16 protein-coding genes and 1 tRNA gene are annotated in these 23,128 nt (G+C 66.5%); 13 read left to right on the top strand and 4 right to left on the bottom strand.

The features are described from left to right. Positions 1-76: 76 nt before the first annotated feature. The 6 genes from ACT009_RS05245 (at position 77) to ACT009_RS05220 (ending at position 12,772) form a co-directional block, all read left to right on the top strand. Positions 77-2,263 (top strand): autotransporter assembly complex protein TamA, encoded by a 2,187-nt coding sequence (locus ACT009_RS05245; RefSeq protein WP_445193299.1) that lies wholly within the window; start codon positions 77-79, stop codon positions 2,261-2,263. Beyond that, positions 2,263-6,510, top strand: a complete 4,248-nt coding sequence (locus tag ACT009_RS05240) for a translocation/assembly module TamB domain-containing protein (RefSeq protein WP_445193298.1) — start codon at positions 2,263-2,265, stop codon at positions 6,508-6,510. Before ACT009_RS05245 ends, ACT009_RS05240 begins: the two co-directional genes overlap by 1 nt. Before the next feature lie 112 nt (positions 6,511-6,622). Next, on the top strand, positions 6,623-8,101 hold the full coding sequence (locus ACT009_RS05235; RefSeq protein WP_445193297.1) for a flavin-containing monooxygenase: 1,479 nt from the start codon (positions 6,623-6,625) through the stop codon (positions 8,099-8,101). A gap of 417 nt (positions 8,102-8,518) precedes the next feature. After that, on the top strand, positions 8,519-9,844 hold the full coding sequence (locus ACT009_RS05230) for an EAL domain-containing protein (RefSeq protein WP_445193296.1): 1,326 nt from the start codon (positions 8,519-8,521) through the stop codon (positions 9,842-9,844). Positions 9,845-9,936: 92 nt separating this feature from the next. Continuing rightward, positions 9,937-12,321: an ATP-binding protein gene (locus ACT009_RS05225; protein WP_445193295.1), complete on the top strand. Its 2,385-nt coding sequence runs from the start codon at positions 9,937-9,939 to the stop codon at positions 12,319-12,321. Between the two features lie 61 nt (positions 12,322-12,382). Further along, on the top strand, positions 12,383-12,772 hold the full coding sequence (locus ACT009_RS05220) for a response regulator (RefSeq protein ID WP_445193294.1): 390 nt from the start codon (positions 12,383-12,385) through the stop codon (positions 12,770-12,772). 48 nt (positions 12,773-12,820) lie between these two features. Here ACT009_RS05220 and ACT009_RS05215 read toward each other — a convergent pair whose 3' ends face one another. After that, a complete protein-coding gene (locus ACT009_RS05215) occupies positions 12,821-13,672 on the bottom strand; it encodes a DUF4394 domain-containing protein (protein WP_445193293.1) in 852 nt (283 codons plus the stop codon). Positions 13,673-13,879: 207 nt separating this feature from the next. Further along, positions 13,880-14,761, bottom strand: coding sequence for a class I SAM-dependent methyltransferase (locus ACT009_RS05210; protein WP_445193292.1), 882 nt, complete (start codon positions 14,759-14,761; stop codon positions 13,880-13,882). Between the two features lie 3 nt (positions 14,762-14,764). On the opposite strand from ACT009_RS05210, the gene ACT009_RS05205 reads away from it, so the two are divergent. From ACT009_RS05205 to ACT009_RS05185, 5 genes are all read left to right on the top strand, one after another. After that, positions 14,765-15,502 carry a double zinc ribbon domain-containing protein gene (locus ACT009_RS05205; protein ID WP_445193291.1) on the top strand — a complete coding sequence of 246 codons (738 nt, stop codon included), beginning with the start codon at positions 14,765-14,767 and terminating at the stop codon, positions 15,500-15,502. A gap of 31 nt (positions 15,503-15,533) precedes the next feature. Then, positions 15,534-15,791: a glutaredoxin 3 gene (gene grxC, locus ACT009_RS05200; protein WP_445193290.1), complete on the top strand. Its 258-nt coding sequence runs from the start codon at positions 15,534-15,536 to the stop codon at positions 15,789-15,791. Further along, positions 15,788-16,612 carry a carbon-nitrogen hydrolase family protein gene (locus ACT009_RS05195; protein ID WP_445193289.1) on the top strand — a complete coding sequence of 275 codons (825 nt, stop codon included), beginning with the start codon at positions 15,788-15,790 and terminating at the stop codon, positions 16,610-16,612. The genes grxC and ACT009_RS05195 overlap by 4 nt, the downstream gene beginning before the upstream one ends. Continuing rightward, entirely contained in the window at positions 16,609-17,040 is a 432-nt protein-coding gene (locus ACT009_RS05190; protein ID WP_445193288.1) for a DUF1178 family protein, read from the top strand. The genes ACT009_RS05195 and ACT009_RS05190 overlap by 4 nt, the downstream gene beginning before the upstream one ends. Before the next feature lie 391 nt (positions 17,041-17,431). Then, positions 17,432-17,508, top strand: a tRNA-Arg gene (locus ACT009_RS05185). A gap of 34 nt (positions 17,509-17,542) precedes the next feature. Here ACT009_RS05185 and ACT009_RS05180 read toward each other — a convergent pair. Continuing rightward, positions 17,543-17,803, bottom strand: coding sequence for an SWIB/MDM2 domain-containing protein (locus tag ACT009_RS05180; RefSeq protein WP_445193287.1), 261 nt, complete (start codon positions 17,801-17,803; stop codon positions 17,543-17,545). Between the two features lie 221 nt (positions 17,804-18,024). On the opposite strand from ACT009_RS05180, the gene ACT009_RS05175 reads away from it, so the two are divergent. Beyond that, entirely contained in the window at positions 18,025-19,131 is a 1,107-nt protein-coding gene (locus ACT009_RS05175) for an S-(hydroxymethyl)glutathione dehydrogenase/class III alcohol dehydrogenase (RefSeq protein ID WP_445193286.1), read from the top strand. Beyond that, the gene (gene fghA, locus ACT009_RS05170) at positions 19,131-19,961 is read left to right on the top strand and encodes an S-formylglutathione hydrolase (RefSeq protein WP_445193285.1); all 831 of its coding nucleotides are present in this window, start codon (positions 19,131-19,133) and stop codon (positions 19,959-19,961) included. The genes ACT009_RS05175 and fghA overlap by 1 nt, the downstream gene beginning before the upstream one ends. Positions 19,962-19,993: 32 nt before the next feature. Here fghA and ACT009_RS05165 read toward each other — a convergent pair whose 3' ends face one another. After that, on the bottom strand, positions 19,994-23,047 hold the full coding sequence (locus ACT009_RS05165) for a TonB-dependent receptor (RefSeq protein WP_445193284.1): 3,054 nt from the start codon (positions 23,045-23,047) through the stop codon (positions 19,994-19,996). Between the last annotated feature and the right edge of the window lie 81 nt (positions 23,048-23,128).

Below are 23,128 nucleotides of genomic sequence, written 5' to 3'. Positions count from 1 at the left end.
ATTGGAATTCCGCGCGTTGCGGGTAATGAGGGGCTGGGTCGAAAACGATCGTCCCGTAAAAGGGAATCGTTTTCGCGTGGCAGCTTCGACCGGTCGACACTATTGGCTTGCCGTTGCGCTCGTCGCCGCTTCGCCTGCGTTCGGACAGCTCAACAAGCCAGGAACAGCGCCGGCGCGCGGCCCCGATGCGCCGAAGGTCGAGACCGAGAAATCGTCCGCCAGCACGATTGAGGCCGATCCGCAGGGCAATGCGTCGATCGTCCCCGAAAGCGAATTCGACGCAGCCCTGCCGCCGCTTTCGGGTGACATCAACGCACCGCTCGAGGCGATGCCCGGCGTCGCGCCCGCCGCCCCGGCTAGCAGCGCGGAAGCGGCCGCGGCGGCGCCGATCGGCGACACGCTGCCGCCCCCCGCCGCGGAGGATCCGCAACTCGCCCAGCCGCTGGCGCCGCTGGGCACGTTCGACACTGCGCCGCTGGTCACCGCCGCCGACATCAAGGACAAGGACGCGCCGGAGATACGGTACGAGGCCGTGCTGCGCGGGCTCGAGAAGCTGGAGCTGAACGACGAATTCAAATCGCTGTCGGCGCTGGAGAAGGGGGACGGCAAGGCCGCCAACGCCACCCAGGTCGCGGCCCGCGGCAAGGAAGACGAGGCGCTCGCGGTGCGGCTCGCCAAGTCGATCGGCTATTACGACGCCACCGCGATCTCGACGATCGAAACGCCCGCGGTCGAGGCGGGCAGCGACAAGCCGGGCAAGCTGCGCGCGATCGTCAGTGTATCGCCGGGTCGGCTCTACAAGCTGTCCTCGGTGACGGTGAACGCGGCGGCGGTGACCCCGCCCGACCTGATCACGCGCAACCTGCCGCTGAAGGCCGGCGACGCGATCGAGGCCGCGCGGATCCAGGGCGCGGAGGCGAATGTCAGCCTCGTCCTGCCACAGCAGGGCTATCCGTTCGTGGCGGTCGGGGATCGGGACATCCTGCTCGACGATGTCGCCGCGGAGGCTACCGGCGCGTACACGCTGCCGGTCGATCCGGGTCCGCGTTCGAGCTTCGGGCAGCTTACCACCGCCGGCGATCCGGTGTTCGATATCGATCACCTCAACATCTTCCCACGGTTCCGGCAGGGCGATCTCTACGACCAGCGCAAGCGTGACGATCTGCGCGATGCGCTCGTCGCGACCGGCTTGTTCTCGACCGCATCGGTGGAGCCGGTACGCACCGGGCGCCCCGGCCCCGACGGCACCGAGCAGGTCGATCTGCTGGTCCGCCAGACCGCGGGACCGGCGCGATCGCTCGCGGGCAATCTGGGCTATTCGACGGGGCAGGGGTTCCGGGCCGAGGGGTCCTGGACCCACCGCAACCTGTTCCCGCCCGAAGGCGCGCTGATCGCGTCGGCGGTCGGGGGGACGCAGGAACAGGGGCTGTCGGGCACGTTCCGGCGCAGCAATGCGGGCAAGCGCGACCGGACCTTCACCGTTCTCGCCGCGGCGACGCACAGTAACTACGACGCGTTCAACGCCTTCACGGGCACGCTGTCGGCGCGGTGGAGCTACGACTCCACGCCGATCTGGCAGAAACGCATCACCTATTATTATGGCGGCGAACTCGTCGGCACCAACGAGAGCGTCTACGACTTCGCGGCCGGGGAGCGGCGTCGCCGCACCTATGGCATCGCGGCGTTGCCGGGGCAGGTGCAGTGGGACGCGTCGGACGACCTGCTCAATCCCACCCGCGGTTACCGCGTGCGGCTGACGGTGAGCCCGGAAACGGCGGTCAGCGGCGGCATCAAACCCTATGTCCGGACGATGGTCGAGGGCACCTTCTATTATCCCGCGACGAAAAGCCTGGTGGTCGCCGGGCGTGCGCGCGCCGGATCGATTCAGGGCATCGCGCGCGACGACCTCGCGCCGTCGCGTCGCTATTATGGTGGTGGCGGCGGATCGGTGCGCGGCTATGGCTATCAGCGGCTCGGGCCGTTCGACCCCAATGGCGATCCGGTCGGCGGGCGCAGCCTCAACGAATTCTCGCTGGAGGCGCGCTATCGCTTCGGCGATTTCGGGATCGTGCCGTTCGTCGACGCGGGCAACAGCTATGCGAGCAGCCTGCCCAAGGGCAGCGACCTGCGGATCGGCGCAGGCATCGGCGGGCGCTTCTATACCAATTTCGGTCCGATGCGGATCGACGTCGCCACGCCGCTCAACCGGCGTCCGGGTGACGGCCGCATCGCGCTCTACATCTCGATCGGGCAGGCATATTGATGGCCGACGAGCTGCCACAGGACAACGACGTCACCACCGAGCATGACGCGATCGCGGCCAAGCGACCGCTTTGGCAGCGCATCCTGAAGTGGATCGCGCTGACGCTGCTCGGGCTGGTGGTGCTGGCCGGGGTGGTGGTGCTGGGGATCAACACCGATCCGGGGCGGCGGTTCGTCGCCGATCAAATCGGCGGCTATTCGACCGCGTCGGGGCTGAACATCAAGGTCGGGCGGATCGACGGATCGCTTTACGGCGAGATGGTGCTGAGCGACGTGCGCGTCGCCGATCCCAAGGGCGTGTTCCTGACCAGCCCGCGGCTGGCAGTCGACTGGCGCCCGTTCGCCTTCGCCAACAATCATGTCGACGTGCGATCGCTGTCAACCGAGCTGGTGACGCTCGCGCGCCGTCCCGAGCTGAAGCAGACGCCGAGCGATCCGAATGCGCCACTGCTGCCCGATCTCGATATCGACATCGCACGGCTGCATATCGGCCGGCTGGTGCTCGCCAAGCCGATCACCGGGCAGGCGCATGCGATCCGGATCGACGGCAAGGTGCATGTCGCGGACCGCCGCGCGCAGCTGGTCACCGATGCCGCGGCGCTGCGCGGGCCGGGCTTCGCGGGCGGCGACACGCTGACGCTGCGGCTCGATGCGGTGCCCGACGACAACAAGCTCGATGTCGATGCGAAGATCTTCGCGCCGGTCGGCGGCGTGCTCGGCACGATGGGGTCGCTGAAGGCGCCGCTGACCGCGACGGTCGGCGGCAAGGGCAGCTGGGCGTCGTGGCAGGGCCGCGCGCGCGCGACGCTCGGCGCCGGGCAGCTTGCGGATCTCGCGCTCACTGCGAAATCGGGGCATATCGAGGTGCGCGGCTTCGCCAAGCCCGGCCTCTACCTGGAAGGGCCGGTCGAGCGGCTGACCGCGCCGCAGCTCGACATCGCGATCGACACCACGCTCGCCGAACGCCGCGCCGACACCCGGATGAAGCTGCGGTCGGACGCGCTGACGGTCGATGCGGGCGGGATCCTCGATCTGGCGAACAGCCGTTTCGGCAATTTCGCGGTCGACGCGAAGCTGCTGACCCCCGGTGCGATCGCGCCCAACCTGCGCGGGCGCGACGTCCTGGCGCGGGTGGTGCTCGACGGCGCGTTCGCGACGCCGACGGTGGATTACAAGGTACGCGCGGCGTCGATCGGCTTCGGCACCACCAACGTCGAGAACGTGTATGCCGAAGGGCTGGCGCGGGTGAATTCCGATCGCATCCTGGTGCCGATCAGGGCCAAGGCGCGCCGCGTCACCGGGCTGAACGCCGCGGTCGGCGGGCTTGCCAACAACGTGTCAATCGCGGGCGACTTCGCGATCTCGATGCCCAACATCCTGTCGGACAATCTGCGGATCAAATCCGACAATATCGACGCGACCGCGCTCGTCGTCGCGAACACCGCAACCGGGCGCTACACCGGCGCGCTGAAGGGGCGGATCGACAATTATCGCGTCGATAGCATCGGAATCATCAACCTGCAGACCGATGCCAAGCTGGTGCCCGGCGCCAATGGCGGCTTCGGCATAACCGGGCGGGTCGTTGCGCAGACCAAGCAGCTGTTCAACGACGGCGCGCGCAATTTCCTCGGCGGCAACGCGATCGTTCGAGCCGATGTCGGCTACAGCGCGGAGGGCATCGCGACCTTCCGCAACCTTCGCCTCAACGCGCCGCTCTTCCGCGTCACCCGCGGCGAGGGTCGCTTCGATCCGGCGACCGGCAGCGTGCTGGTCGATGCCGATGCCTTTTCGTCGCAATATGGGCCGCTCTCCGCCCGCGTCACCGGCAGCGCGACTGCGCCCGTGGTGGTGCTTCGCGCGGCGCGGCCGGGAGTCGGCATCGGGCTGGTCAACCTCAACGCCCGCGTCGTCGGCCGCGGCGGCGCCTATGCGGTGAACGCCACCGGCGGCACCAATTACGGGCCGTTCAGCGCCGACGTGCTGGTCCGTCCGGGCGCGCAGTTGACGGTCGACGTCCGCCGCGTGCTGTTCGCGGGGATCACCACCACCGGCCGGGTGGTGCAGACCGCCGCGGGGCCGTTCGCAGGGGCGCTGCGCTTCGCCGGGCGCGGGATCAACGGCAACGTCCAGCTCGCCAACCAGGGCGGCAACCAGCGCGCGGATGTGAAGGCGCGCGCCTTCAACGCGACGGTGCCGGGCACCGCCGACTTCACGATCGGCCGCGCGATCCTCGACGCCAGCGTGGTGATGTTGCCGCGCGCGCCGCAGGTGATCGCCGACGTTCAGATCGCCGACCTGCGCTACAATGCGGTGGTCATCCAGGCGGCGCGCGCGAAGGTGAACTACACCGGCGGGCGCGGCACTGCGCAGGCGCTGCTGACCGGATCGAGCGGCGTGCCGTTCCGCGTCGCGCTCAATGCCAAGCTGTCGCCGAGCGACTATCTGGTCGCATTGCAGGGCACCGCCAACAACATCGCGTTCCGCACCGCCAACCCGGCGCGGATCACCGCGTCGCGCGGCGCCTATCGCCTGCTGCCGACCCGGATCGATTTCGGCGGCGCGACCGGCGGATCGGCGCGGATCGCAGGGTCGTTCGGCGGCGGCACGACCGCGGCGCAGGCGCGACTCGATCGGCTCGACCTGTCGGTGCTCTCGGCATTCGCGCCGAGCCTCGGCATCTCGGGCAAGGCGACCGGCAGCGTCGATTACCGGCAGCAGGGCGCAGGCATCCCGCAGGCCGACATGCGGCTCAACATCGCCAATTTCCAGCGCACCGGGCTTGCCGCGGTCTCGGATGCGGTCGATCTGCAGATGGTCGGCCGGCTGGTCGCCGATGGCGGCGAGGCGCGCGCGATCGTCAAGCGCGGGCCGACCGTCGTCGGGCGTCTGGTCGCGACGCTGCGGCCGTTGCCGCCGGGGGCGGGATCCTGGACGACGCGGCTGATGCAGGCGCCGCTGTCCGGCGGAATCCGCTACAACGGCCCCTCCGCGGTGCTGTTCAGCCTTGCGGCGCTGCCCAACCAGCAATTGTCCGGGCCGATCGCGGTCGCGGCGGACTTCTCCGGCCGGGTCTCCGCGCCGCGGCTGACCGGGCTCATCCGCGGCGACAGCCTGACCTACGACAACGAGACTTATGGCACCCGGCTGTCGCAGATGCGGATCGCGGCGCGGTTCAACAACGATCGCCTCGAACTCACCAACCTGTCCGCCAAGGCCGGCGACGGCACCGTCCAGGCGCAGGGTTCAATCGGGCTCGCGGCGGACAGCGGCTTCCCGATCGATCTGCGCGCGACGCTGAACGAGGCGCAACTCGCCAAGAGCGACGCGCTGTCGGCGACCACGACGGGCACGATCCACCTGACCAACGGCCGCGACGGCGGGCTGATCGAGGGCGATCTTCGCATCCCCTCCGCGCGCTACGAGATCATCCGTCAGGGCCAGGCCGAAGTGCCCGAACTGACCGGCGTCCGGCGGAAAAGCGAGCTCCGCGTCGCACGGCCGACCGATCGCCCGAAGGTGGCTCCGGTCGGGTTGTTCAAGCTCGCGCTGCGCGTCCGCGCCCAGAACCAGCTGTTCGTGTCGGGCATGGGGCTCGATTCGGAATGGTCGATGGACCTGCGGATCGGCGGCACCTCCGCCGCGCCGGTGATCACCGGCGGGCTCGATATCGTGAAGGGGGCCTATTCGTTCGCCAGCAAGCGGTTCGAGATCAGCCGCGGCACGATCCGCTTCCGCGGCGGCGCACTGACCGATCCGGATATCAACATCCTGGCGACGACGACCACCAACGGCATCACCGCCAACATCGCGATCACCGGCACCGGGCTGCGCCCGCAGATCGCCTTCACCTCGACCCCGACGCTGCCGCAGGACGAGGTGCTGAGCCGGTTGCTGTTCGGCACCAGCCCGGCGAACCTGTCCGCGATCGAGGGCATCCAGCTCGCCGCTGCGCTCAACTCGCTGCGCGGATCGGGCGGGGGCGGGCTCAACCCCCTCGGCAAGCTGCGGTCGGCGACCGGGTTCGATCGTCTGCGCGTCGTCGGCGCGGACGAGGCGACCGGGCGCGGCACCTCGCTGTCGGCGGGCAAGTACCTGACCAGCAACATCTACATCGAGATCATCACCGACGCGAAGGGGATGACGGCGACCCAGCTGGAGATCGCGCTCACCAAGTCGCTGAGCCTGTTGTCCTCGGCGGGATCGTTCGGTGGCACCAATGCGAGCCTGCGCTACTCGCGCGATTATTGAGGGCGGCTGCCGGCGGCACCGCCCCAACGTTCGGGCCACTCACAAATCGAGAGACACCCTGCGCACGGTGCGATAGGTTCCTCTTAGCAACCGATCATAACGGTTGAGGAGGATGGCCGTGGTGGAACATGTCGACGTCGTCATCGTCGGTGCGGGGATTTCCGGCATCGGCCAGGGCTATCATCTCCAGACCCGCTGCCCCGATCGCAGCTACGTCATCCTGGAAGGGCGCGCGGCGATCGGCGGCACCTGGGACCTGTTCCGTTACCCCGGCATCCGGTCCGATTCGGACATGCACACGCTGGGCTTCTCCTTTCACCCCTGGACCGACGCCAAGTCGATCGCCGACGGCCCCTCGATCCGCACGTATGTCGAGGAGACCGCGCAAACGTTCGGCATCGATCGTCACATCCGCTTCGGCCACCACGTCAAGTCAGCCGCCTGGTCGACCGAGGAGGCACGCTGGCATGTCGAGGCCACCGGCGCGGACGGGGCGGCGGTCACCTTCACCTGCAATTTCCTGTGCATGTGTTCGGGCTATTATAACTACGCCAAGGGCCATGCGCCCGAGTTCGCCGGCGGCGACAGTTTCGGCGGAACGATCGTCCATCCCCAGTTCTGGCCGGCCGACCTCGACTATGCAGGCAAGCGCGTCGTCGTGATCGGCAGCGGCGCTACCGCGGTGACGCTGGTCCCCGAGATGGCGAAGCAGGCGGCGCACGTGACGATGCTGCAGCGCTCGCCGACCTATGTCGTCTCGCGTCCGGGCGAGGACAAGATCGCCAACTGGCTGCGGACCAAGCTGCCGAGCAAGACCGCGTATGGCGTGACGCGGTGGAAGAACGTGCTGTTCGGGATGCTGTTCTACCGCACCGCTCGACGGAAGCCCGAGCGGACCAAGCAGCGGCTGCTCGGCATGGTCCGCGAGCATCTCGGCCCCGATTACGACATCGCGACCCATTTCACGCCGCGCTACAATCCGTGGGACCAGCGCATGTGCCTGGTCCCCGACGCCGACCTGTTCGAGGCGATCAAAGCCAAGCGCGCCGACGTCGCCACCGGCACGATCGAGCGTTTCACCCCTGCGGGTATTCTGCTGGCGTCGGGCGAGGAGATCGCGGCGGACGTGATCGTCACTGCGACCGGGCTGGAGATGCAGTTGATGAGCGACGTCCGCTTCAGCATCGACGGCGACCCGGTCGATCTGTCGAAGGCGCTGCAGTATAAGGGCATGATGTATTCGGACGTGCCGAACCTCGCCTATACCTTCGGCTATACCAATGCGTCGTGGACGTTGAAGGCGGATCTGGTCGCGAAATATGTCGCGCGGCTGCTGAACACGATGAAGAAGCGCGGACTGCGGCAAGTGACGCCGCGGATCGGCGATGCGGCGATGGAGGCGGAGCCGTTCGTCGATTTCAGCTCGGGCTACATCCAGCGCGCGGCGCACATCCTGCCCAAGCAGGGATCGCGCAAGCCGTGGAAGCTGAACCAGAACTACGCGCTGGACGTGGTGTCGCTGAAGTTCGGGTCGGTGGATGACGATATGATGTTCAGCAACCCGGCGTCGGAGCGGACGATCGCGGCTTGAAGCGGATTTCTGCGTCTCGCGGGAACCAGCATCATGTTCAAGCGTATTTAACGCCAGATCCTGGTGAGCGCGCTTTTGTCGCGTAAGGATCGTGCCGCGGCGGGCCTATGCACCCCGCGGCTGGGCGGGTCGTGGATTATCGGCTCGGAAGCCGACCGATCGCTGCCTAAGCAGAAGCCGGCGGAGGATCCCGAGCCGACGGTACGGCTTACCAGGGACGGATGTCCGTCCCGTAGATCAGCGCCAAAATCAACTTCAGCATGGTTTTCTCCCTATTTGGCATCTCGAGGATGCCTTATCTGCTTAACGCAAAGTTAACGTGGTCACAATGGGCTAACATTGTTCACGCGTGCCGGTGGGGGCTCTGGACACCAGGCTTAAGGGTATCTTTAGCGGTGCGATCTACTCGTCCGCATCATGATCAACGCCGCCCGTCTCCCCGATCGGACAGCAAGCGCTGGGCAGGACGCCAAGGTCTTTCCCGAGCGCAAGCTGATACAGGATAGTCGAGCACTGCTGTTTCACCTGCTGGTCGAGGTCGCAAATTTCGCCGCCTTGCGCCGCCACATCGGTTTTCCTCGCGCAGAGTTGCTTGCCGCCGACCTGGCACAGCGGACGATAGCCGCCGTTCCCGGTGTCGACGTCGCTCCCGTCGGCCGGGCGGCGCTCGGCTTGTGGTTCTACGGAAGCGAGCGGCGCGAGATCGATCGCGTCGAGCGCCTGGTTCGTGCGGCATTTGCGCGGCCGATCGATCTGGACGGCGAGCAACACCTGGTCGAGCTGATCGTGGGCGGCGCATTCGCTCCGTCGCACGGTGCCGATGAAGTCCGGATCGCCGAAGATGCGGAGAGCGCCCTGTCGGCATCACGCATCGCGTACAAGGGCCAGTCTGCCGGCACGGATACGTCCGAAGCAACAGATGCTCGAGCGTTGGCGCGCGAACTCGATCACGCGATCGGCAACGACGAGCTGTTGCTGATGTATCAGCCGAAGATCCATGTACGGCGTCAGGAGATCAGCAGCGCCGAAGGATTGATGCGCTGGCGGCATCCTACCCGCGGGTTGATCCTGCCTGGCGATTTCATTCCGGTCGCCGAGGAGTCGCACCTCATCGGTCGTATGACCTTGTGGGCGATCCGCCAGGCGATCACCGATCAGCAGACGTTGGCGGCCAGCTCGCACGACCTACGACTATTCATCAACATTTCGGGCCAGTTGCTAGCCGATACGGCGTTCGTGCGTGAAGCATGTGACCTGGTTGCCAATAGCGACACCAAGCTGGGCTTCGAAATCACCGAAACCTCGGTGATCCGCGACCCCGCGAGTGCGATCGCCAATCTGCAGCTGTTCGCCGATTTCGGCATTACCATCGCAATCGACGATTATGGGGCCGGACTCTCGTCGCTGGCCTATCTGAAGCAACTGCCCGCGCGCGAGCTGAAGATCGACAAATTATTCATCACCAAGCTGACCAGCTCGAATCGCGATCCGCTGATCGTGCGATCGACCATCGATCTAGCTCATGCGCTCGAGATGGAAGTGGTCGCGGAAGGCGTAGAAACGCACGCGGCGCTGGCGCTACTCACCGTGATGGGTTGCGACATGGTGCAAGGCTTTCTGATCAGCCGACCGATCGCGCTCGATGCCTTGATCGCCTATCTCGACGAGGGTCGCCACCAGGCAACGCCCCTGGATGCACGATCGTCGCTGACCGATCTTGCACGCAACTGGAAGCGCGGCTGATCGTGCGCACGGCATTGTCGGCAGGGGGGCTCAGCCTGCTGCTGCTCTGGAGCTCGCCGACGCCGGCAGCCCCGGCGGCGCAGGTTGCGCAAATGGCGACCGCTGATCGCGCCGACACGCTGATCGCCGACGCGACCGCAGCGATGCTCGCCAATCCGGGCATGGCGGTCGATCGCGCGTTCGCGGCGGAACGGTTAGCGCGATCCATGCCTCCGTCGAACCGACGCGAGATCATGCAGGCGACCGCTCAGTGGCTGCGCGGAGAGGCTAACATTCGGCTCGAACGTTTGGCAATCGCGCGGCCGATCATTGCTCAGGCACTGGCTACGGCGGGGCGGATCGCTCCCCGCACCAGGCTCCACGCGGATCTGCTTTTGTCGAGCGGCGGCATCAACACCGTTTCCGGCGATGTCGGCCAAGCCTTGGCGGACTACCAGGGCGCCCACAGCATCTACGTAAAACTGGGCGAGGTACGCAGCCAGTCCAAGGCTCTGCAATCGATCGGTTCGCTTTACGGCAGTGGCAACGATTATGCGAACGCTCTGAAATACTACGATCAAGCTCTCGCAGCTTATCGCGGCGATCCTAATCTGCTGCTGTCGCTCTATAACAACCGGGGCAATGCCTACAAGGAACTGGGCCGCTTCGATGCGGCCGAAGCGCAATATCGTGAGGCGCTGTTGCTGGCCGAACGCATGGACAGCCCGCTGCTGCGCATGCTCGTCCTCAGTAATATCGCGGAAGGTTGGCTAGGCTCCAAGCGGCTCGATTTGGCGGCGCGGGCGATCTCGCAGGCGGGGGCAGTAGCCGCTGCTGGTCCGGACACCGCCGCCTTGCGGATGAAACTGGTGGCGCTTTCGGCGCAACTCGCCTTGCAGCGTCGCGATTATCCGCTAGCCAAATCCTTGATCGATCGGCGATTTGCGCGGGAGGACCTCAGCCGTACGACGCTGATGGATCGGGAGGCGCACCGGACCGCATACCATGTCTACGCCGCCACCGGCCGCAACGATCTCGCCTTGCCGCATCTCGCCGCACTCAAGCGTATCGACGACGAGGCGACCAAGCTCGCGCGGTCGACCAATGCGGCGTTGATGGGTGCGCGGTTCGATTTTGCGAATCAGGAACTGAAGATCGCCAAGCTTCGGCAGGACGAACTGCAGCGCAACGTCGCCTATGAGCGCGCGAGTGCGCAGACGCAGCGGACGATGTTCCTGGGGGCGGCGGTCGCGACGATGATCGTCATCGCGCTGCTGATCTTCGCGCTGTTCACCAGCCGCAGGAGCCGTGCGACGGTGCAGGCGGCGAATGCCGATCTCGCGGTCACCAACGACGCGCTCGGCAAGGCCCTCGCCGCCAAAACCGAGTTCCTGGCGACCACCAGCCACGAGATCCGGACGCCGCTGAACGGCATCCTCGGCATGACCCAGGTGATGCTCGCCGATGCGACGCTGCCCGCGCCGACCCGCGACCGGATCAGCGTCGTGCACGGTGCGGGCGTCACGATGCGGGCGCTGGTCGACGACATTCTCGACGTCGCCAAAATGGAGACGGGGAACCTAACGATCGAGGCGGCGCCGTTCGACCTGCGCGCGACGATCGCCGAATCGACGCGCCTTTGGGACGATCAGGCTGTCGCCAAGGGGCTCGCCTTCGTGCGCCGGCTCGATGCGTGTCCGACGATGATCGAGGGCGATTCGGCGCGGCTGCGGCAGATCGTGTTCAACCTGTTGTCGAACGCGCTGAAGTTCACCGCGTCGGGCGAGGTGTCGCTGACGATCGCGCCGTACGGCGACGATCGCTACCGCATCCTCGTCGCGGATACCGGGATCGGCATTCCCGCGGAGAAGCGCGAGGAAATTTTCGAGTCGTTCCGTCAGGCGGACGCGGGGACGACGCGGCAGTTCGGCGGCACCGGGCTCGGCCTGTCGATCTGTCGCAACCTGGCGCGGGCGATGGGCGGCGAGGTGACGGTGGAAAGCGTCGCGGGCGAGGGCACGACCTTCGTGGTCGATCTGCCGCTGATCCGCGTCGCAGCATCGACGGCGTCGGCGTCCGACGACGAAGCGGCACCGGGGCTGCTGATCGTCGATCGCAACCCGATCACGCGGTCGATGCTCAAGACCTTGTTCGCGCCGCGTTTTCATCGGATCGAGCTGGTCGGCAGCATCGACGACGCGATCGCTGCGGTCGATCGGGGGAGCATTGCGCGGGTGCTGATCGACGACGGTGCGGTCCGTGCCGGGGGCGAGCCGCTGACCGACCTGCGCCGTCTCGCCGAGGCTGCCGAGGGGCAGGGCGTCGGCGTCGCGCTGCTCTGGCCGGTATCCTCGCCAAGCGAGCGCGCCGAGTTGTTGGCGACCGGTATCGGGAGGGTGATCGCCAAGCCGATCACCGGGGCGGCGCTGGTCGCGGCGATGTTCTGCGATCCGGCGACGAGTATCGTCGATCCGCCGCTTGTGCCACAGGCGGCTTGAAGCGTAGACGATCGTCTATGCGACCCCTATCACTGCCCATGCTCATCGTGCGATTGCGCATATGAACGTTCTCTTCATCGAAGATGATCGGATGAATCGCCGCGTCGTCAAGGACATGCTCGACGTCGCTGGCGCGACGATGGAAGAGGCGGAGAATGCCGAGGAGGGCCTGAAGGCACTCGATTCGCATAATTACGATATGCTGCTGGTGGATTTGCGCATGCCCGGCATGGATGGGATCACCGCGATCCAGCATATTCGCGCACGTGGCGACGCGAAGGCGGCGGTGCCGATCATCGTGATCACCGCGGATACCGCGGTCGATCTGCGCGAACGCTGCCTCGCGGCCGGCGCGGACGAAGTGCTGTTCAAGCCGGTGGCGATGGACGCGTTGTTCGATGCGATGGGGCGGATACTCGCCCGCGACGACGACGGCGTCATTATCGGCTGACACCGCCGATACCCCGGCGACAGCGATGCCGCCGCCGGGGATTTTCGATCAGGCGTAGACGATCGAGGTCGAGCGGCGACGGTAGCGCGTCGCGGCCGCGACCATGCCGAAGCCGATCAGCATCATCGCCCAGGTGGTGGGTTCCGGCACCGCACTGATCGCGATTCCGAACAGGGCGCGATCGGTCTTGCCGAGTGCGGTGAGCGCGCCGGTGCCGAGATTGACGCGGTACAGCGTGTTGCCGTTGAACGCGAAGGCGTCGCCACCGGCGATATCGAAACTGGTGCGCGAGCCAAGATCGAGGCCGAGGGCACCGACGGTGGTCAGCGTTCCGGCGCTGTTCGCCTGCTTGGTGAGGACGTTGGCCGCGGTATCGATCGAATAGAGCTGCGTCGTTCCGGCGGGCTGACCGAAGCGCGACGTGGTGTAGGCGGCGGCGGTAATGTCGGGCATCGCACCCTGGTTGGCGTCACCCGCAGCATAGAAGACCGGGGTGGCGGGGGCCGCAAGCGTGCCGTTCTCCGGATTGAACACGTAATTCTCATTCGAATCGCTGACGATGCGCAGCCGATCGATCGTCGGGTTGAAGTCGAACCCGAATTCGCTGCCGGTGATCGCGAGCGGTCCGCTGACCGCGGTGGCGACACCCGTCATCGTATCGATCGTGTAGACGACCTTGTCGGTGCCCAGCCCGTACAGAACGTTGTTCCGCGGGCGGAAATCGAGCGCCTGGAAGCTGTTGGTCAGCCCCGTGATCGCGACCGACGAGACGACGGTGCCCGGCGCGGAACTGTCGAAGGTGATAAGGTTGTTGGTCTCGTCGATGCCGAACACGGTCGCCGCATTGGCGTTGGTCGACAGCAATAGAGCGGATAGCCCGCCCAGCAGCAGCTTGTTCATGGATCATTCTCCCGATGTTATGATGAGCGGAGTCGTGCGCAACGCCACCATCGCCGTAGAGAAAGGTTAACAAGCGGTACTCTGTCAACAGAAAGTCAGCATGAGTCATGGTTTGATACATAATGATGCGCGAAAACATTTACGGTTGCAGCTGCATCTTTATCTTCGCCCGCCCGTAGTCTTCGATTGCGTACGATTAGTATAGCGTCAGGATTTACGCGCCTGTGCAAGAGCCTGTGCGAGCGACGAGGTCGCGCTGCCGCGTTTGGCGGGCTTGGGCTGCGAGGCGTCGGGTGCCCAGGCGGTCAGGAAGACGATGTCGACGCGTTCGTGGGTGCGGCCGTCGGCATCGGCCGCCACGGCGAAGCTGGCGGCGGCGGCGGCCAGCGTGCCGCGGGTCAGCGCGACCCGGGTCTTCAGCAGATTGGTCGCCGCCATGCCGCGCAGATCGTCGAGCATCGTGGCGAAGTTGCCATAGTCGACCTCCAGCGTCTCGACATCGGCGACGGGCAGCGCGAAGCCGGCACGGACGAGCAGGTCGCCCGCAGACCGCACGTCGATCGGCGGGTGAAGCCGTGCGGCGGGGCGATCGCCCTCCGCGGCGCGAAACGCGGCACGTAACGTGGGCAGGCTGCCGCCGCCGACGAACGCGCCGAGAAACAACCCGTCGGGGCGCAGGACGCGCCGCGCCAGCGTCAGCGCACCGGGCAGATCGTTGACCTGATCGAGCACGCCGGCGCTGACGACACAGTCGAAGCTCGCATCGGCGAACGGCAGGCGGTCCTCGTCGGCCTGGACGCCGCCGGCGGCGCGCGCGAAGGCGAAGCCGGGGTCGAGCCGGGCGATGCGCGCGCCGGGCCGCGCAAAGCCGGCATCGAAGCATCCGAGGTCGAGAATATCGGCGAAATCGCGCTTCACGCTGTCGAGGCGCTCGGCGATGCCGTCGAGCATCGCCGCCCTGACGAAATCGAAGCGCGGAAAAGCGGGCTGGGCGCGGTCGCGGCGGCGGCGGCGCGCGGCACGATCGAAGATGTCGGTGATTTCGGGCACCACGGCCTTGTGCCCGGTGCGACCCGCAGCGACAAGCATCGGGTGGACGACCGTGCGATCCTGGGAGCCGGCTGGATAGCGCGCGCTGCGTCGATCGCGCTGCCGCCACGTTGCCCGGGTTGCGGCGTGTCGGTCGGGCGGGACCATCATTTCTGTGCGCGATGCTGGCAGGAGCTGCGCTTCCTGGGGCCACCCTGGTGCGCGGGATGCAACAAGCCGTTCGCGTTCGATCGTGGCGACGCGCGGTGCGCCGTATGCCTCGCCGATCCGCCGCGACATGCCGGGATCCGTGCCGCGGTCGCCTATGGCGATGTCGCGCGCCGGCTGGCACTGCGGCTCAAATATGCGGGCAAGACCGGCGGCGCCGAGACCATGGCGCGACTGATCGAGCGCGTCGTGCCCGCCGACATCGAGCTGCTGGTGCCGGTGCCGCTATACCGATGGCGGCTCTGGTCGCGCGGGTACAACCAGGCGGCGTTGATCGCAGTGGCGCTGGGCGAGCGGATGGAAATACCGGTCGATCGCGACGTGCTGGTGCGGCGTTCCCGCACCCCCGTGCTGCGCGGGCTGAGCGGCAGCCAGCGGCGGCGGGCGGTCCGTGGCGCCTTCGCGGTGACCGACCGCGCGCGGATCGCGGGCCGCGCGATCGGCTTGGTCGACGATGTCCATACCAGCGGCGCGACCGCCGACGCGTGCACCCGCAGCCTGCTCGCTGCGGGCGCAGCGTCGGTGACGATCCTGTGCTGGGCGCGAGTGCTGCCCGACACCGGCGGCGATTGACAATCGCGCGACCAGTCCACACTTCGTCACGATGGCCAAAGTCGAAATCTACACCAAGGCGTTCTGCCCCTATTGTTCGCGGGCAATGAAGCTGCTCGCCAACAAAGGCGTCGAGCCCGAGGAATATGACATCACGATGGGCGGCCCCAAGCGCCACGAGATGATCGAACGCGCCGGCGGGCGGACCACCGTGCCCCAGGTCTTCGTCGACGGGAAGCACATCGGCGGGTCGGACGATCTCGCTGCGCTCGATGCGCGCGGGGGGCTGGATCCTTTGCTGGCGGCATGAAGCTCGCGCTGCTGCAGATGACGAGCGGGATCGATCCCGCGCGCAACGCAGCAACGCTGGTCGATGCGGCACGAACGGCGCGGCGCGAAGGCGCGGCGATGCTGTTCACCCCCGAGATGTCCGGTTTGATCGACCGCGATCGCGAGCGGGGCAGTCGCTCGATCGTGGCGGAAGACGAGGACCCGGTGCTGGCCGCGGTCCGTGCATCGGCGGCGGCGGAGCGGATCTGGGTGCATCTCGGCTCGCTCGCGATTCGGCGCACGGACGGCAAGTTCGCCAACCGCGGATTCGTGATCGACGACCGTGGCGCAATCCGGGCGCGCTACGACAAACTCCACCTGTTCGACGTCGACCTGCCAACTGGGGAGCGCTGGCGCGAGAGCGCGGCGTATGCGACGGGCGAGCGAGCGGTGGTGGCAGCGACGCCGGCCGGGCCGTTGGGGCTGTCGATCTGCTACGACCTCAGGTTCGCCGGGCTCTATGCCGCGTTGAGCGGCGCCGGGGCGACCGTGATCGCGATCCCCGCGGCATTCACCCGGCCGACCGGCGCGGCGCACTGGCACGTGTTGATGCGAGCGCGGGCGATCGAGAGCGGCGCCTTCGTCGTCGCGGCGGCGCAGACCGGCGTGCACGAGGACGGCCGCGCGACCTATGGCCATTCGCTGGTTGTCGATCCCTGGGGCGAGGTATTGCTCGACATGGGCGAGGCGCCGGGGCTCGGCTTCGTGGAGATCGACCAGGCCCGGATCGCGGACGTGCGCGGCCGCATCCCGGTGATCGATCATCGCCGCGCGATCCCCGCGGTCGAGCAGGCACCGTGATCGTCTTCGACCTGCGATGCGCCAACGGGCATGTGTTCGAGGCGTGGTTCGGATCGAGCGATGCGTTCGCCGAGCAACGGTCGGCGGGGCAGCTCGCCTGCCCGATGTGCGGTGCGGCGGACGTCGACAAGGCGCTGATGGCACCAGGCATCCCGGCCAAGGGCAATCGTCGCGCGGACCTACCGTCCCCGCAGGCAGTGAAGGCAGCGCTCGCGACGCTGGCGAGCGAGCAGGCGAAAATGCTGGCCAAGTCGAACTGGGTCGGCGGCGCTTTCGCCACGCGTGCGCGGGCGATGCACCATGGCGAGGAGCCCGATGCCCCGATCCATGGGCAGGCGACGGTCGCGGAGGCGAAGGCACTGGTCGAGGAGGGTGTGCCGATCGCGCCGCTGCCGCTGCCGGTGGTGCCGCCGGAGACGGCCAATTGAGGTTTTCTGGAAGAAAGTCAGCGCCGTTGGTCGATCATCGGCGGCGCTGCCGGTGCTCGTGCTCCCGCGAAGGCGAGACCTCTGCGAAAGGCGCCGATCTCGCCTAATCCCTTCGTCACTCCGGACTCGTTCCGGGGTCCACCATCCCGCAAAGTCAACGGCTTATGCCGGTGCGGAACAGTGGATCCCGGAACAAGTCCGGGATGACGGAGTGAGTTTCGCAGACGTCGCGCGAACGCGGGAGTCCGGCACTTGGTCCCGCGTTCGCGGGGACACGGGGATGGTGGATGTCGGCCAGTAGATGGATGGGCGGGGTGTGGCAGCCGCTTGCTAGCCACTCGATCCTGCCATGTTGACCCTCGCCCGGCCGCCGCGTAATCGCGTCGGTGGCGCCCCCGTAGCTCAGCAGGATAGAGCGACGGTTTCCTAAACCGCAGGTCGGAGGTTCGAGTCCTCTCGGGGGCACCAGCGCCGATGCGCGGGCCCCCGATGGACGTCGTGATTACGCCTTCACGTGCTGCGAGATGTACTTGTTCATCTCGAACATGGTGCACTTGTCGCGGCCAAAGACCTTCTTGAGCTTTTCGTCCGCGAGGATCTCGCGCTTGTTCTCCGGATTCTGGAGTTTGTTGGACTTGATATAGTCCCAAACCTTGCTGATCACCTGGCTGCGCGGCAGCTTCTCGTTGCCGACGATCGCGCCGAGCTCCGGAGAGGGCTGGACCGGGGCATGAATCCCGCCGGTCTTCGTAGTGGTAGCCATCGCATTCCTTCCTGTTCGCGTCCGATCCTGTGCCGGACGTTCCAAGTCACGCTGGTTGTGAGCGCCCGCGCCTTGTGCGCTGCCTTTCGCGACTTGTCACTCTCTACGATGCGAGAGCCAGACAGCCGGTCGTGAGGGGCGATCGTCAGGGGCGATCGTCAGGGGCGGTTGTCAGGGGCGGTTGGGGCTGGGTAGAGGAAGCGCGATCGAGGAGACCTGTGATGAAGACCCGCGCCGCCGTTGCCTTCGAAGCCAAGCGACCGCTCGAGATCGTCGAGCTGGACCTCGAGGGCCCCAAGGCGGGCGAGGTATTGGTCGAGATCATGGCGACCGGGATCTGCCATACCGACGCCTATACGCTCGACGGGCTGGACAGCGAGGGGCTGTTCCCGAGCGTGCTGGGCCACGAAGGCGCAGGCGTGGTGCGCGACGTCGGCGTGGGGGTGACGTCGGTCGCGGTGGGGGATCACGTGATCCCGCTCTACACCCCCGAATGCCGGCAGTGTAAGTCGTGCCTCAGCCAGAAGACCAACCTGTGCACCGCGATCCGCGCGACGCAGGGCAAGGGGCTGATGCCCGACGGCACCTCGCGGTTCAGCTACAAGGGCCAGACGATCTTACACTATATGGGCTGTTCGACCTTTTCGAATTTCACCGTGCTGCCCGAGATCGCGGTGGCAAAGATCCGTCCCGACGCGCCGTTCGACACCAGCTGCTATATCGGCTGCGGGGTGACGACCGGGGTGGGGGCGGTGGTCAACACCGCCAAGGTCGAGGTCGGCGCGACAGTGATCGTGTTCGGGTTGGGCGGCATCGGACTGAACGTCATCCAGGGCGCGCGGCTCGCCGGCGCGGCGCGGATCGTCGGCGTCGACATCAACCCGGACCGCGAGGAATGGGGACGGCGGTTCGGGATGACCGACTTCGTCAACCCGAAGGACGTCGGCGATGTCGTCGCGCACCTGGTCGCGCTGACCGACGGGGGTGGTGACTACACCTTCGACTGCACCGGCAACACGACGGTGATGCGCCAGGCGCTGGAGGCGTGCCATCGCGGCTGGGGCGAGAGCATCGTGATCGGGGTCGCGGAGGCGGGCAAGGAGATCAGCACGCGGCCGTTCCAGCTGGTCACCGGACGGGTGTGGAAGGGCACTGCGTTCGGCGGCGCGCGCGGCCGCACCGACGTGCCGACGATCGTCGACTGGTACATGAACGGTCGCATCGAGATCGATCCGATGATCACGCATCGGCTGACGCTCGACGAGATCAACAAGGGGTTCGACCTGATGCACGCGGGCGAGAGCATCCGCAGCGTGGTGATCTTCTGATGGAGGTGGTGAGCACCACCAAGGCGCATGGCGGGGTGCAGGGGGTCTATCGGCACCAGTCCGATGCCACCGGTACGGCGATGACATTTTCGGTGTTCGTTCCCGCACATGCGCCCGGCGATCGGCTGCCGGTGCTCTGGTATCTGTCGGGACTGACCTGCACCCATGCCAACGTCACCGACAAGGGCGAGTATCGCGCCGCCTGTGCCGCGCGCGGGATCGTCTTCGTGGCGCCCGACACCAGCCCGCGCGGCGAGGGCGTGCCCGACGACGAGGCGTGGGACTTCGGGCAGGGCGCGGGGTTCTACGTCGATGCGACCGAGGAGCCCTGGCGCGGTAGCTTCCGGATGCGGTCCTATGTCGAGGACGAGCTGCCACAGCTGATCGCGTCGGCGTTCCCGGTCGACATGGCGCGGCAGGGGATCACCGGCCATTCGATGGGCGGCCACGGCGCGCTGACGCTGGCGCTTCGCAACCCAGAGCGGTTTGCGAGCGTCTCGGCGCTGGCACCGATCGTGTCGCCATTACGATGCCCGTGGGGGGAAAAGGCATTGGGCGGGTATCTGGGCGCCGACCGCGCGGCATGGCGCCCGTACGACGCGTGCGCGCTGATCCAGGACGGCGCACGGGTCGCTGCGCTGCTGGTGGATCAGGGCGAGGCCGACCCATTCCTGGCGGAGCAGCTGAAGCCCGAATTGCTGGCTGAGGCGTGTGCGCAGGCGGGCATCCCGCTGACGCTCAGGATGCAGCCGGGCTATGATCACGGCTATTCGTTCGTGTCGACGTTCCTGGCCGATCATGTCGGCTGGCATGCCGATCGGCTTGGGTAAAACGGGCTCTCCCGCAGGAGAGCCCGTGAAGGTCAGAACTTGAAGCCTGCCGCGACGCCGTAGCGGCGGGGTTCGACGGTGAAGACGTTGGTGAACAGGCCGGACGACTGATCGGTGACGTACTGGCCGGTGATCGCGTCATTGTTGGTCAGGTTGGACACGAACGCGCGGGCGTAGAAGCGCTCGTCGGGGCCGTTGACCTGGATCTGGGCGTTGACGATCTCGTAGCCCTGCACCCGATCGATGGTGTCGTTGAAGATCGAGGCACTGAACCCGCCGGTATAGTTGAGGTCGGCGCGCGGCACGATCGTCCAGCCGCTGGTGCCCATGTCGACGGTGTACTGCGCACCCACGGATGCCTTGTAGGTCGGCGCCTGTGGCAGGCGGTTGTCGCGGATGTTCACCTCGACCCCCGAGCCGAGCACCGAGATGCCGCCGAACGCCGCACCGACCGCGGAGGCCTGTGCGGTCAGCGCGGAGCAGATCCCGAAGGCGCCCGTGGTGTTGGTGCCCGCGACCGGGGTCGGTGCCCGCAGCCCGACCGCACTGTTGATCGCGGTGACGAAGGCGTTTGCGCCTGCCGCGTTGCCCGCGGTGGTTGGGACCACCGCGCAGTTGGATGCGTTGGTGATGTCCTTGATGATCACCGCGTCCGAGCGGCCACCCGAAGGATCGCGCGGATTGGCGAGGAATTTGTCCGCGGACACCTTGGACTTCAGGTAGCTCGCATTCATGTTGACCACGAACGCGGGGATCGGGCTGATGATCGATTCGAGCTCGACGCCGTAGATGTCGGCATTGACGTTGTCGTTGACGGCGGTGCGCGCGACGATCCGGCTGAGCTGGAGCCCTTGATATTTATAGTAGAAGCCGGTGACGTTGAGACGGAAGGTGCCGTTACCGAAGGTATTCTTCGAGCCGATCTCGAACGAGTCGACCTTCTCCGGCGAGAAGGTGGTCGGGACCGAGAACACCGCCGACAGCGGCGGGTTGATGCCGCCGGATTTGTAGCCGCGCGAATAGGACGCGTAGAGCAGCTTGTCGGGCGAGATCTTGAAATCGATCACCGCGCGGCCGGTGATCCGGTCGAAGCCGACCGAGCCTTCTGCGAATTCCTGGTTGCCGGGGGTGTTGGCATCGAAATCCAGCCCCGAATAACCAAGCGCCTGGTTGATGTTGGTCGAGCCGTAGGGGACGACCACGGCGAGCCCGTTGGCATCCTGGATGTAGGTGGTGCGGGCGCGGACGAACTTCTTGTCGTTGTTGTAGCGCAGGCCGGCGGTGAGTTTCAGGCGATCGTTGATGTCGAAATAGGCTTCGCCGAATGCGCCGTAGGATTTCAGGCGGTAGAAATCGGTGTTGTTCCGGTAGAAGGGCGAGGCGCGGAAGACGTTCGGATAGGTCGCCGCGCCCGCAGCCCGCGCGCCGATCGTCTGCGCGGCGCCGAGCAGGCCCGCAGCGTAGTCGAGCCCGAAGGCGTTGACATAATAGCTGTTGTTGTAGGTCCGCTTGTCGACATAGATGCCGCCGAGCAGGAAGTTGAACGGCCCGTCGAAGCTGCTGTCGAGATGCCCTTCGAGCGAATATTGCTTGTTGGTCTCGCCCGATTCATCGAAGTCGAGGCTGGTGGGATAGCAGCCGATGCTGTTCCCGCCATAGATGCCGACATTGTTGATGTCGGTATTCGACTGGCAGATCCCGCCCGCGGGGCCATTGGGGATCAGCGTGTTGCGCACCGCGGCGATCGGCCCCGGCACGAGCCCGCCGACCGGCCCGAACACGCCCGCCGCCTGCGCCGGGGTGAGGTTGGCGACGTTGTTGAGCGCGACCAGACCCGGATTGTTCGCGTAGCTGTTCTCTACCGCGAGGTTGTAATCCGACTGCGATCGCACCGTATTACGCGCATAGCCGCCGGTCAGGTTGAGCGAGATCGACCCGAAATCGTGGAAGAGCTTGCCCATATATTGCTCTTCTTCGGCGAAATAGGTCGGCTTGAAGTCGACCCGGACGGTACGGTTGTCGGCCGGGTTGACGACGCCGGTATAGGTGTCGGCGCCATAGACGCTCTGCAGCCCGAAATTGCGGAAGACGTGGCCAAGCGCGCCGAGCGCGATGCCGAGAAATTCGCGCGACGACTGCACGCCCGCCAGCGTCGAATTGCCGTTGGTGTGCTCATATTCCAGCCGGTCGGGCGAGCAGCCGAGCACGCCGGTCGCGTCGCGGTTGCAGAGCTGCTTCTGGATGCGGCTGCGGTTGTCGTTCTCGCGGAAATAGTAGGCCATCAGATCGAGCCGGGTGTCGCTGTTGGGCTCGTAGGACAGCGTACCGCGTACTGCGTAGAGATCGCGGTCGTCGATCCGGGAATTGTCGAACAGGTTCTTGGTAAAGCCGTCGCGCTTCAGATAGGTGCCGGCGACGCGGACGCCCAGGGTGTCGGTGATCGGCAGGTTGAACATGCCGCGCACGCGCTTGGAATCGTAATTGCCGTATTCGAACTCGCCCGCGGCATGGATGCTCGACAGGTCTGGCTTGGCGGTAATGAAGTTGACCACGCCCGACGTCGCGTTGCGGCCGAACAGCGTCCCCTGCGGCCCACGCAGCACCTCGATCCGTTCGAGGTCGAAGAATTCGGTCTCGAACAGGCGGGTCGTCAGCAGCGGCATGTCGTTGACGTGGATCGCGGTGGCCTGATCGCAGGTCACGCCGACGCAAAGATCGCCGATGCCGCGGATCGTGAAGCTGGACGAGGTGAAGTTGGTCTTGGTGAAGGTGACGTTCGGCAGCGATTGCTGCAACGCGACCGGATTGACGATCTGCTGCTTCTCCAGATTTTCGGCGGTGAAGGCCGACACCGCGATCGGCACGTCCTGCAGCCGCTGCGACTGGCGCTGCGCGGTGATGACGATATCGCCCACGCCGAGCTGCGCGGTTTCGGGTGCCTCGGCCTGGCCGGTGACGGCTTCCTGCCCCGCTCCGTTCGTCGGCGCTGTATTTTCGGCGGAGGTCGTGGCACCAGTCTGCGCCGTGGCCGGTACGGCAACGACCATGACGAGTGCGGATGCGGCAAGCAGTTCGAATTTCTTCATGGGCGTCGTCCTCTCCTGACCACGTCGGTCTTCTGCCGATCTGCGGTTGTTCAAACTTCCGGTATGCAGGCTAGGGTCGAG

It is taken from the genome of Sphingomonas sp. Tas61C01 (assembly GCF_052567495.1).
The sequence above is the reverse complement of the archived record's forward strand: the minus strand, read 5'-3'. Positions and strand labels throughout refer to the sequence as shown.

What these genes read in the sequence shown, in the direction of transcription:
- ACT009_RS05240 (WP_445193298.1), top strand. Translation starts at nt 2,263, where the DNA reads ATGGCCGACGAGCTGCCACAGGACAACGACGTCACCACCGAGCATGAC.
- ACT009_RS05235 (WP_445193297.1), top strand. Translation starts at nt 6,623, where the DNA reads ATGGCCGTGGTGGAACATGTCGACGTCGTCATCGTCGGTGCGGGGATT.
- ACT009_RS05230 (WP_445193296.1), top strand. Translation starts at nt 8,519, where the DNA reads ATGATCAACGCCGCCCGTCTCCCCGATCGGACAGCAAGCGCTGGGCAG.
- ACT009_RS05225 (WP_445193295.1), top strand. Translation starts at nt 9,937, where the DNA reads ATGGCGACCGCTGATCGCGCCGACACGCTGATCGCCGACGCGACCGCA.
- ACT009_RS05220 (WP_445193294.1), top strand. Translation starts at nt 12,383, where the DNA reads ATGAACGTTCTCTTCATCGAAGATGATCGGATGAATCGCCGCGTCGTC.
- ACT009_RS05215 (WP_445193293.1), bottom strand. Translation starts at nt 13,672, where the DNA reads ATGAACAAGCTGCTGCTGGGCGGGCTATCCGCTCTATTGCTGTCGACC.
- ACT009_RS05210 (WP_445193292.1), bottom strand. Translation starts at nt 14,761, where the DNA reads ATGCTTGTCGCTGCGGGTCGCACCGGGCACAAGGCCGTGGTGCCCGAA.
- grxC (WP_445193290.1), top strand. Translation starts at nt 15,534, where the DNA reads ATGGCCAAAGTCGAAATCTACACCAAGGCGTTCTGCCCCTATTGTTCG.
- ACT009_RS05195 (WP_445193289.1), top strand. Translation starts at nt 15,788, where the DNA reads ATGAAGCTCGCGCTGCTGCAGATGACGAGCGGGATCGATCCCGCGCGC.
- ACT009_RS05180 (WP_445193287.1), bottom strand. Translation starts at nt 17,803, where the DNA reads ATGGCTACCACTACGAAGACCGGCGGGATTCATGCCCCGGTCCAGCCC.
- ACT009_RS05175 (WP_445193286.1), top strand. Translation starts at nt 18,025, where the DNA reads ATGAAGACCCGCGCCGCCGTTGCCTTCGAAGCCAAGCGACCGCTCGAG.
- fghA (WP_445193285.1), top strand. Translation starts at nt 19,131, where the DNA reads ATGGAGGTGGTGAGCACCACCAAGGCGCATGGCGGGGTGCAGGGGGTC.
- ACT009_RS05165 (WP_445193284.1), bottom strand. Translation starts at nt 23,047, where the DNA reads ATGAAGAAATTCGAACTGCTTGCCGCATCCGCACTCGTCATGGTCGTT.